Origin of the sequence: Okeania sp. SIO2F4, assembly GCF_010672385.1 — a bacterium.
GTDB lineage: Bacteria > Cyanobacteriota > Cyanobacteriia > Cyanobacteriales > Microcoleaceae > Trichodesmium.
The window spans coordinates 1-3,206 of sequence record NZ_JAAHGT010001052.1 but is presented as its reverse complement, the minus strand read 5'-3'; the positions used below and the strand labels follow the sequence as shown (position 1 = coordinate 3,206).

Below are 3,206 nucleotides of genomic sequence, written 5' to 3'. Positions count from 1 at the left end.
TGAAGAAGAGTTTTTCATTAGTGATAATCAACAGTGGATAAATGTTATTGAATTTAAGTCACTACTACTTTCGTCTAATTTAGTAAGTATTCAACTAAGAGCTATTAGTTCGCTGATTGTTAAGACTCTCAATCCTGGCCTTGATTAGTTGAGCTATGAACGGTACTGAAAAATATACCTGCTATTATTACCATTCCTGCTAACCCCAACAAAACTTTTGGTAAACCCAAAAAAGTTTCCATCACCCCTGCTAAAGCTAAAGGTAAACTTAGAGCAATATTAACAGCATTATTTTGCAGACCAAATACTTTTCCCCGCATTTCTTCAGGAGTTTCAGCTTGAACAGTAGTTTGCATTGGTACTCCAACCAGTGCACCAAACATTCCTAAAATACCAATCAAACCCATAGCTACCCAAAACTCTTGATTAAATATAGATAAACCCACTAAAGAAACTGCCATTCCTACAGACCCGATCAAACTAAGTTGAAAATGAGATAACCAATGTCCAAGTTGACCTACTATTCCAGCGCCAATACCCATACCAACTCCAGCAGCAGCTAATAATAACCCAAACTCTTCAGCTTCCATGCCAGGAATAATTTCTGCCAAGCGCACTGCCAAGACTGCCAAAGCTGCAAAAATAGAAAATAAAATAATTTGCTGGATAATGGCATTACGAACTCTATGATTATTTTTCAGGTAACCCAAGCCATCTACCAAGTCTGCCAAAATATGGGGTTGTTCTTTGTCACTCAAGTTTTTCTGTTCCCCAGTTTTGAGTAATATTAATAGTAAACCAGCGATCGCGTAACTTCCTCCTACTACTAATTCTTTACCTAAAGCTTCCCCAAAACCAATTTTTGCTACTAAACTATCTGCCAATTCTAACAAAGGGTCTCCCATGGCAAAGCCAATAATTACAGAAGCCATCATTGTAGTTGTGTAGAGAGAATTGGCAGAAAGTAGGTGTCGCTTTTCTACAATTAAAGGAATAACCGCTTGTTCTGCAGGGGCAAAAAATTGAGTCAGAGTAGAAACCAAAAAAGTCAAGAATAACATTAGGCAAAATCCTAAAGGTAGGTTGCCTAGATTAAAATTATTGGATAGCAACAATATTATTGGCAAAATTAGAACTAAACCACCTCTGACGATATTTGTTACAACTAAAACTGCTTTTTTTGGCCACCTATCGACATAGACACCAGCTCCAGCTCCAAATAATACTGCGGGAATAGTAAAAGCAATCATAATTGCCGATACCCATCCACTTATAGTTTGGTCTGCTGCTTGGAACTGATTAGCAATAATAGCAATCATTAACACTAGGTAAACTTTGTCTGCCAATTGGGAAAATACTTGACCGCCCCAGAGGATTAAGAATTTACGATTTTTCAGCACTGGCAAAAGTCCACGTTCGGGTTCTTTATCTGCCAGGGATGCTGCCGAAAGAGGTTTTGTATTGGGTGAGTTTTGTTGTTTTGGTTTCTTTGTTAAATCTGAATCAGATAGTTGCATTTTAATTAATAATGGATAATGGATAATTGATAATGGAAATTGATAATGAAAACTATCTCTACAGGACTTAGGCAAAGGTACTATATTATAGATATAGAGTTCAAAAACTGTAACGTTATAGTTTTTAACGCTATATATGTAGTCACTGCGTAAGTCCCACTTTAATTATCAATTGTCTATTTAAAAGGAGAGGTTTTAAACCTCTGGGAATTAATTATCAATTATTGATTGGTCATTTCACTTATCAGTTATCAGTTATCAGTTATCAGCGAACCTCCGAGTAAACTCGGAGGCTTGAAATACTGAGTTAAATATTTCTCTTGCTCGATTGGAGGCCAGCGAGGAAACCTCGCCATCCCATCCTAACGGACTGCTCCGCAAACGAGCGCTTTTTCATCCCCTTAAAAGGGGAGGCGCATGCCCTCTTTTTTTGGTAAATGATTTGTGAAAAAAATTTGGTTTGGAGACTAAATCTCTACTTTTGCAGAACTTAGGCAAAGGTACTATATTATAGATATAGAGTTCAAAAACTATAACGTTATAGTTTTTAACGCTATATATGTGGTCTGTGCGTAAGTCCTATTTGGTTTGGAGACCAAATCTCGACTTGGGTTTGGAGACTAAATCTCTACAATAAAATGTTACAACCTATGGGTGGATTGCTATGGATTCTAAATAAGTATCAATCAATTCGGCAGAACGGATGGGATAAGCTAAATGGTATTGGGTATATTTTCTTAAAAGTTGTTCTACTTTTACCCAATCTTGATGGGAAGTAAGTTTGGCTAGAGCTTGAAGTTCAGGTTGTGGTAGTTGCTGAAGTAGTGAAAGTTGATTAGCATTGAGCAGGGTATTAATTTTGGTACTAAAGTTTGGGTTTGATAAGTTTTGGTATGAAGATTGTACAACATAAGTATCATCAAGTTTAATAATTCCTCCTGCATCTATACTAAACCCAACTTGCCAGTCAGATTTATTAAAGTTTGGCTGTAATTCATATCCTGTAGCACAACACATTTGGACTTGGGGTGCTATTCCTTCTATGGCTAGTAAATGATAGATGCCATGAGCTAAGAATGCTATGAGTTGGGTATGCCAGAGTCGGTCAGTTTTATGTTGTAGTTGTTCTATACGTTTTAGGTGTTCGTTTAGTAGATAGAAAAGCTCGGTTTGAGGATGTTCGCTGAGGGCTTGATGAAGGACTAATTCTGCTAAGTATTGACCTGCTGCTAGTTTTCCCAGGTTTTGACTTAGACCAGTGTAAGATACTATAGTTTCTGCTTGGTTAATTCTGTCGAGCGATCGCCCTTTGGATATTAATAATTGATTTACGACAAATAGTTCAGTTCTACCCCCCAGTTTGGATTTTTGTTTTCTGACTCCGGGAGCTACTACTCGAATCAAACCATATTCTGGGGTTAGGATGGTTAATAAACGGTCTGATTCTCCTAATGGCATCGCTTTGAGATTTATTCCTGTTGCTTTGTAGGTTATGGCCATATATTCAGTTATCAGTTATCAGTTATCAGTTGACGTGGCCAAAATAAATCGGCAAATCCTGTTTTTCCCTTGCGACTACCATTAGGAACTACCTCTTCACATTCACATTTACATTTAGCACCTGCTTCTTTTAAACCTTCATATTCAAATGCGTGAAAAAATCTATTTAAAAATAACCAACCATCACTA

At 37.1% G+C, this 3,206-nt stretch carries 2 protein-coding genes; both read right to left on the bottom strand.

Translation table 11 applies throughout. The features are described from left to right. Nucleotides 1–128 precede the first annotated feature (128 nt). The gene (locus tag F6K22_RS36930) at nucleotides 129–1,517 is read right to left on the bottom strand and encodes an MFS transporter (RefSeq protein ID WP_293109709.1); all 1,389 of its coding nucleotides are present in this window, start codon (nucleotides 1,515–1,517) and stop codon (nucleotides 129–131) included. Between the two features lie 648 nt (nucleotides 1,518–2,165). Next, the gene (gene recO, locus F6K22_RS36925) at nucleotides 2,166–3,017 is read right to left on the bottom strand and encodes a DNA repair protein RecO (protein WP_293109707.1); all 852 of its coding nucleotides are present in this window, start codon (nucleotides 3,015–3,017) and stop codon (nucleotides 2,166–2,168) included. Between the last annotated feature and the right edge of the window lie 189 nt (nucleotides 3,018–3,206).

What these genes read in the sequence shown, in the direction of transcription:
- F6K22_RS36930 (WP_293109709.1), bottom strand. Translation starts at nt 1,517, where the DNA reads ATGCAACTATCTGATTCAGATTTAACAAAGAAACCAAAACAACAAAAC.
- recO (WP_293109707.1), bottom strand. Translation starts at nt 3,017, where the DNA reads ATGGCCATAACCTACAAAGCAACAGGAATAAATCTCAAAGCGATGCCA.